The organism is Bacillus cereus group sp. BfR-BA-01356, assembly GCF_022663635.1.
In the GTDB taxonomy this organism is placed as follows: domain Bacteria; phylum Bacillota; class Bacilli; order Bacillales; family Bacillaceae_G; genus Bacillus_A; species Bacillus_A cereus.
Window position 1 is genome coordinate 24,431 of record NZ_JAKUFX010000060.1, and the last position, 7,710, is coordinate 32,140.

Below are 7,710 nucleotides of genomic sequence, written 5' to 3' on the forward strand. Positions count from 1 at the left end.
TAACGATCAATTGACCGCTTTTTCCTCATAAAGACAAACTATCTTTATTACGAAAAAGATGCTCCAAGACTGTAATTCATGATTATCCCTGTACTGGTTCACACCAACCACCAGCTCTCTGTTACAGTAAGACTAACCACTACTGTGATCTCTTCATTGCACTTTGTTTATTCAAATGTTTTTGAAATTGAATAAGTATGATTCGTATTATAGAACGCTTTTCAAAACACTGTCAACAACTTTTTATATATTTTTTTAAATTCCACTTTCGTCCTATAATTCTTTTTGTAAATCACCCATTACAATTCCTATGCGAATTATTTCATTTTCTAGTAAATGTAAAACATATTCCTCTACTTCATACTGAACTAATAATTCTTTTATTTTTATGATTTCTTTTTCAAATAAAACGGCTTCGTGACATGTTTGTAGTAAAATAAAAAACACATTTGCAAATATTTCTTTATGCGCTTTCATACTTTCTTTTTTATGAAGCATTTCAATCAATAACTGCTTCATTTCCTCACCTGCACATTTACCATGTACACTTGAAAATGCACGAGACATAATACATAATCCTTTTTCTAATATTTCATCCATGTATAAAATAATACGTAAAAGCATTACATATTCTCTTGCAGTTATCTCACCCATTTTTGGTCGTTCTCGCAAAAATACACTGAGCCAAGCTGTCCAAAATTTTTGTTGTTCTTTTACACTTAATGTTTTGACGTAATAGCATAAAAACTGCATAAACTTAATTTTATTTTCTTCATTTTCTAGTATGAGTAACGGGTATAACCAATCTGTTTTTTGATCCCAATATAGTACACATTTAATAAATACAAAGCTAAGCCACTTCAAGAAAGCTTCTCTCGTATGCGGATGTAATACTTCCAAATGTTCTATCGCATACTTAATAAATCGCTTCATTTCTGTAAATAAAGGTAGATTTATTTGCGTGTAACATAATCCGGCCCATGCATATTCCGTAATCTCATTTTGTTTTTTTAAATCTAAGTATGGTAACAAATATTTTCGGCACCATTGTTTTTCAATATGATATAGGAATGTAATATCTGCTATTAAACGAGCAAACATAAAGTTTGTTCGTTCCGAATTAACTCTTACTTGTTCTTCAAATAAAAATAAATATTCATATACATTACGATCGTATAAATGATCATATGATAACAACTTTAATAATACAGCCGTCATTTTTCCAACTGGATGCTGAATTGATTCATTATAAAAATCTTGTTTCCCAAGCTTAAAGTCTGTATCACTCTTCATAACTTGAGGAAACACTGAAAATGCAAATCGTTTTACAACACGTATACTATTCTCTTCTAACTCTTCTAGTCGATTACTAATTTCATATAGAAAACTACTAATTAACCAATGAAAAGCAGTATTTCTAACAAATTTCTGCAATAGCGGAATAATTTTTTGGATTTGCTCATTCGTCAATCCTCGATTATTTCGCCATTCTCTAATACAAACAAACCATACTTCATTACTTATTTCTTGCACTCCTACTAATTGGTATGCAAATGAAATACTCCACTCTGTGTTTAATTTACATGCTTTTGATAACATCTCTAAAAAATGGCGTTGTTCAAAAACACCATCTTGCGAAAATTGCTGAACTTGCTTCATAATTTCAACATCTTTCAGCTGCAATAATCCGTCAGCAGTTACATTACAAGTAATACTTTCTGCTGTATCCTCTTTCTTTTGTACACTGTATCGTTCAGAATGAAAATGAGGATGCTTTTGCTTCATTAACTCATACCCATTTGCCGTAGATGGGCTATTCGAATCACACTTGAATAATAAGTCTAATACGAGACATGCATCAAATACCCTCTCTTCTGTAAGATGCTTTATTACAGTTCGAGTGACTTCTTCTTTTGTTTTTTCTAAACAATGTGCATAATGCCTTTTTAAAAGTTGAAAAACTTCGTGTTTATAAGTGAAATCTAAAAGAAGTCCTTCATGTAACAACCATTTCATTTTGTCATCTACACGAACAAAAATATTTTTATTCATCGCATCAATTGCAATTCGCTTTTGAAGTACACTATTTGCTTCTATCATTTCTGTAATATAATAATCCGCTTTTTTCTCATTGTTTTCGCATAAATAAGTTAGACACTCTTTTACAATTCGTATTAAAAATGCAAGGTCATTTTGATGAAACTCTTTCTCTACATTTTCCTTATTTCTTTTTTTCAGTGCCGTTTGTCTTAACGACAACATTCTCAATTTTTCTAATCCAATCATCATAATTGGAACAGCATAATAAGCGATATATGGCCTCATCTTTTCGTTCCAAATTTGCTCCACATGAGAAAATGTAGATACTGGTAAGCGACTCGATTCCTCGAGTTCTATTGATTCTTGCGTATCATTTCCCCATTTTCTTACACGTTTCAACTTCAGTTTTCCGTCTAAAATAAAAGTTAGTAACAATAAGGCAATTTCTTTATGCTCAGGAAAAGAACATTTTTGCAGTAACTTAGAAATCTTTTCTATAGAGCTACTATCTTTTTCAGCTGTTTCTAATAAAAGGAGGGTCCACCTTGCAAACAACAACGGGTCCATCTTACTCTTCGTTTCGTTTAAGTAGTTACAAATTGTTCTCCATAATAACGGTGATATTTTAGAATAGTTTTTATAAATTAATTGAAATAATTCTTTCTGATGACTAAAAAGAAATTGTTCCACTAACCATTCTGCAAGTAATTCATCTACTTCATTATTGTTTGGCGTAAGCATAAACAAATTTTGTAATTTACCTTCTGCTTCTAACCATTCGACCCATTCATAATCATGAGCAAATTCCACAAAGTAACGTACTGTTTCAATTTTTTTAATCGATTGCTTTATGTATGATAATTGTTCCTGTTCTACTGACGGGGGAACCGTTACAATATCCCGAATACGCATTCTTTTCGTAATATAATTATCACCCATTAATTCAGCCCAGCGTTTTACCGCTTTTACGAGGGATTGATGATTATTCACCTTATTCGGATACACAATTGGTCTTATCCCTAAATGTTCCCAGTGGTACGTATTTTCTCCTTGTGCGACAAAAGCAAATCGTCTTGTACTTGGTGGTAAACCAGTTGCTAAATATTTCATTACTGGGTCATTATGACTATATCCAACGAATAAAACGGTGTAATTTGAGAATAGATCAACTAAAAACCTTCTCGCCCACCCTTCCGTTAAGTAAGCCCTTCCAAAATCACCATCCGTTAAAATTAAAGCCTCTTTCTCCTGTTCTACATTACCATGTATGTAAGCAAGACCTTTAAAAGCTCTCCCAGTCGGTAAAGCTGGAGCGTAATAAACATTGATATCTCTATTTATTTCTTTAATTGCAGTTGTAAAATGTTGATCAAAATTTGTTGTTACAATGCGGATATCTGTATCTAAAGGAAATAACCTTGGAATTGCATAATGCAATGGATTCGGTTTTGATTTCTCTATATGAACGAGATCTCTTGCGACTTGATGTACATCTTTTGTTTTCGCAATTTTACCAAGATAATAATCATGTGGCTCTGTTATTTCACGTTTTTCGACATATAACGTTTTTGCAATTTCATCAACTAAATCATCAAAATTCGGTAAGTTTGATTTCCCTTTCATAGAAACTCCCGCTCCAACAAATAACACTAACTTTCCTTGCTCAAGGTGATCAATTAACTCATCTGGAATTTCTACTTCTGAAGTAATCCACATCTTGGATTCCCCCTTACCTAAAAATGTCATATACTCTCATTTTACTATAACATTTTTTCATTGTTTTTATAATATTTAGACTAAATTCCGAACATGAAAAAGTTTTATGTAAATAAATCCGTTACAATGTATGAACTCCAGAATTTATTGAAAAACTATGTATAAATCGGAGGTGTAAATTTTGAATGATTTCACAGTAGTGCTTATCAAGTTTATATCGTGCATTATCGCATTTAGCATTGGGCTTGCTTTATTTTTCCCTGCAACGTTTGTTCAAATTATTTCATTCAGTCTCTTTGTTACAATCGTATCCTACATGTTCGTTGATAAAATTATTTTAAATCGAATTGGCAATACTGGTGCCATTATGTCGGATTTCTTATTAACATATTTAAGCGTATGGATTTTCGGTAATATTTTATTAGACAACTATATGCAAATTGCATGGGGCAGTATCCTTTCTGCCATCGTCTTCACTTTATCTGAAGTAATCGTTCATCGCTTCTCTAACTCTCATACAAGGCACAACAATGATAACATTCGTATTAATCGCCGCTTTGCATATGGTACAGAGTTTGCTGAAGAACAAAATATATTGGATAAAGATAAGAAAAAGTAACGTTTTAATGCAGGAGCGCCCTTTTTAATTATGTGGTGCTCCTTTTTTGTATTTTTTCATTATGGTACGTGAAATTATATAAGTGATTATTTCAAAATACCGAATTACTAACAATATTTGACGCTATTTTTTCTAATAAAAAACTGCCTCTTATTTAGAGGCAGTCACTTTTAAGTCTTTTACTGCAACAACATCCGCAAACGCTCCCAATACTGCGTTATGATGTTTCACAATATCTTCAGCACGTAACACTTCTGTATTAAATGTACTATGCGCATCACTCACTAACGTTACTTTATACCCTTCACTACATGCTCTGCGCGTTGTCGTATCTACACAATACTCTGTTTGCATTCCCGAAAGAATAACGTGTTCAATTCCTTTCTCTTGTAACACTTCGCTTAAGTTTGTATTATGGAATGAATCTGGAGTCGTCTTTTCAACTATATTATCTCCTTCTTGCGGAGCGATGGCCGCATGGATTCGCCATCCATCCGTACCTTTTTCTAACGGATGGTCTTTAGGACCGTTATGTTGGATATAAATAACTGGAATATCATTTGAACGACATTCCCTAATAAGCTCTTGCAATGTTTGTAAAAACTTTCCCCCATTATGTACTGGCATTCCAGCTGTATACATACCCGCTTGCACATCAATTACGATTAATGCTTTTTTCATTTCACACATCCCCCTTTATTTGTATAAGCCATTATTATTGTTTATATTCCATCATCCAACAATCTTCTAATTTCCCCTCATGCAACTCATGTTCCTTTAAAATCTTTACTTTTTTAAATCCACTTTTTTCATAACACTTTATTGCTCGTTCATTATTTACTTTCGGATCCATTGCAATTGCTTCTGCTCCCATTTCACCCATAATATATGTAATTGCTGCCTGATCGAGTTTTGTTCCAATTCCCTTTCCCCAATAGGCTGGTTCACCGATAAATTGGTCCATACCCCATACATTTTGTGATTCTTTATAGCCATATAACGCTTTCCACTCTGAATCCACTGGGTACATTTGTATGTAACCAATCGGAATGGTATCAAATTCTATTAAACATCTTTTTTCATTACTGTTTGGACTATGTATAAAATGATCAAGCACCTTTTCTACAGATTGCGGATTATCTCGTCCTTCGTAATACCGCAGGACTGCTGGGTCCGTTAACCATTTAGAAATGATAGATGCATCATCTTCCATTACGTATCTAATCAATAAACCTTCTTTTTGAAAAAGCATATTATACCTCTATTATTTCTTTATATTTTTTCTTGCTGTTACATCTTTCATTGCACCTACTAATGCATATGGTAGTAATGTAATCGCAAAAAATGCTGTAAATACGTTAAGTTGCGGGATTGTATAGAGTGTGAACCATTCAGTGAAAAATTGAGAATTTAATATTCTATTAAAAAACTCTCCGCCTGGCCTAAAGTTTGGCGCCCACGCAGTGATTTCACACAAAATAAAGTGAAACTTTAATCAGTGGGGGTTTTGTTCATCCCCCACTGATTATTAGTTGAACCAATCGGGCTTTTACGGGCAGTTGATCCCCCACCTAACTTCTTCGCTTTCGCTGAATTTTGAGGTGGGGGTCTTACTGCCCGTTAATGCGGGATAAACAGTAACTGAACAATAAAAAATGCCCCTAGATAACGAAACCAAGTCCGTTTCCATATAGGTTGTGCATTTTTAATATATCTCCCATCTTACCCCCTCCTTAAATATCCATCATATTAATTATACACTTTCCTCACTTTATTTGTTAAAATTTTCTATATAATTAATGCTGTTGGGGGGAAATACATTATGTCTAATCCTATACTTACATCCACTTTAATCATTCTTAGAGGAAACTCCTCAAGTGGTAAAACAACGATTGCAAAACAACTACAAGAACATTTCGGACAAGGAACACTTTTAGTATCACAGGATGTTGTACGTAGAGATATGCTTAGAGTACACGACACAATGGGTAATTTATCACATGATTTACTATTTGAAATTACGAAGTACGGAAAAGGAAAATGTGAATTTGTTATTTTAGAAGGTATATTGAACAGTCATAGGTATGGTGAGATGTTAAAAGAATTAATTCGTTATTTTGATGAAAATGCATTTGCATATTACTTTGATTTATCATTAGAGGAAACTATTAGACGACATAACACAAGAGACAAACGACATGAATTTGGTGAGGATTCCCTACAAAAATGGTATAATCCGCACGATACTATTAAGGTTGCCACAGAAACTATTTTTACAGATAACTTTACGCAAAAAGATATATTTGATGTAATTCTTAATGATGTTGCGATCGAAAAACAAGCCTAACATAATATGTTAGACTTGTTATATATTTTGTATTTCAGTTTTTATAATTAAACAATCTATACATAAATAATAGTATATATTCATTTCCCCAAACTGGAAATCAACTACTGAAATAAGTCCACGTTCCTCAATATCTTGAGTAATTGTAGCAACATATTTCATCTCTTTCGCACAAGTTGGACACGCCAAATCCTTTGGAAGATCATCATATAATGGTACGCCTAATAATCTACATACATATTCAGAACCGAACAAGTCAAAAGCTTCCCAGTAACTATCTTCATCTGTAGGTATATCTTCATTTTTCATATTTATAAGCTTTACCGTTGTTTTTGGTAATGAAGCTGGTAACTTAATTACAGATTTAGTAATAAGCCCTTTAAAAATCCTATTATCCTTCTACTAACAAAATAAAAGCCAGCCTCAATAAAGAGAACTGACTTCTATTTGGATAATTATTGTTATTATAAAATTTTCACTTTAACAGTTTGTCTTCCCCAATTCATAGCTTTACTTTTTGAACCCATTAAAACATCAATACGATTACCTTTAATTGCACTTCCAGTATCACCAGCGATCGCTTCTCCATAGCCTTCTACCCATACTTTAGATCCTAATGGGATTACTTTCGGGTCAACTGCGATAATTCTCATATTCGGATTTGCCGTTAAATCATGCCCCATCGCAGTTAAAACGCGTCCACCATATGTACCATTTTCACTTGGATCAGCAGTATACGCTGTCGCTACTACCGTTAATTCACGTTTAGCAGACTGTATGTTGTTTTTAGATGCTTCTTTCGCTCTCTCTTCTTCTTTAGCCTTTGCTATTTCTCTTGCTCTCTCTTCTTCTTTAGCTTTTGCTATTTCTCTTGCTTTCTCTTCTTCTTTAGCTTTTGCTATTTCTCTTGCTTTCTCTTCTTCTTTAGCTTTTGCTATTTCTCTTGCTTTCTCTTCTTCTTTAGCTTTTGCTATTTCTCTTGCTTTCT

Annotated in this window: 7 protein-coding genes, 2 pseudogenes and 1 other annotated feature (1 of these 10 running past the window's edge); of the genes and pseudogenes, 2 read left to right on the top strand and 7 right to left on the bottom strand. The window is 33.2% G+C overall.

Features of this window, described 5'->3' with window-relative positions; translation table 11 throughout:
* Nucleotides 1-166, bottom strand: a binding site (T-box leader); it reaches 70 nt to the left of the window's first position.
* Nucleotides 167-273: 107 nt separating this feature from the next.
* Nucleotides 274-3,756 (bottom strand): DUF4020 domain-containing protein, encoded by a 3,483-nt coding sequence (locus MR168_RS19085; RefSeq protein ID WP_140159377.1) that lies wholly within the window; start codon nucleotides 3,754-3,756, stop codon nucleotides 274-276.
* A 181-nt stretch (nucleotides 3,757-3,937) separates the two neighbouring features.
* Here MR168_RS19085 and MR168_RS19090 point away from each other — a divergent pair, with 181 nt between their 5' ends.
* Nucleotides 3,938-4,375 carry a YndM family protein gene (locus MR168_RS19090; protein WP_000997702.1) on the top strand — a complete coding sequence of 146 codons (438 nt, stop codon included), beginning with the start codon at nucleotides 3,938-3,940 and terminating at the stop codon, nucleotides 4,373-4,375.
* Nucleotides 4,376-4,525: 150 nt separating this feature from the next.
* Here MR168_RS19090 and MR168_RS19095 read toward each other — a convergent pair whose 3' ends face one another.
* The 4 genes and pseudogenes from MR168_RS19095 to MR168_RS19110 form a co-directional block, all read right to left on the bottom strand.
* The gene (locus tag MR168_RS19095) at nucleotides 4,526-5,056 is read right to left on the bottom strand and encodes a cysteine hydrolase family protein (protein WP_086412100.1); all 531 of its coding nucleotides are present in this window, start codon (nucleotides 5,054-5,056) and stop codon (nucleotides 4,526-4,528) included.
* A 34-nt stretch (nucleotides 5,057-5,090) separates the two neighbouring features.
* Nucleotides 5,091-5,627: a GNAT family N-acetyltransferase gene (locus MR168_RS19100; protein ID WP_086412099.1), complete on the bottom strand. Its 537-nt coding sequence runs from the start codon at nucleotides 5,625-5,627 to the stop codon at nucleotides 5,091-5,093.
* Nucleotides 5,628-5,639: 12 nt separating this feature from the next.
* Nucleotides 5,640-5,858 (bottom strand): annotated as a pseudogene (locus MR168_RS19105) (YfzA family protein); the annotation flags it as partial.
* A gap of 137 nt (nucleotides 5,859-5,995) precedes the next feature.
* A complete protein-coding gene (locus MR168_RS19110) occupies nucleotides 5,996-6,085 on the bottom strand; it encodes a YfzA family protein (protein WP_373418856.1) in 90 nt (29 codons plus the stop codon).
* 112 nt (nucleotides 6,086-6,197) lie between these two features.
* On the opposite strand from MR168_RS19110, the gene MR168_RS19115 reads away from it, so the two are divergent.
* Nucleotides 6,198-6,722 (top strand): kinase, encoded by a 525-nt coding sequence (locus tag MR168_RS19115; protein WP_086412098.1) that lies wholly within the window; start codon nucleotides 6,198-6,200, stop codon nucleotides 6,720-6,722.
* 18 nt (nucleotides 6,723-6,740) lie between these two features.
* Here MR168_RS19115 and MR168_RS19120 read toward each other — a convergent pair.
* Nucleotides 6,741-7,076, bottom strand: a pseudogene (locus MR168_RS19120) (hypothetical protein); the annotation flags it as partial.
* A gap of 110 nt (nucleotides 7,077-7,186) precedes the next feature.
* Nucleotides 7,187-7,710: 3D domain-containing protein (locus MR168_RS19125; protein WP_242291449.1), on the bottom strand; the 524-nt coding region annotated here is incomplete at its 5' end.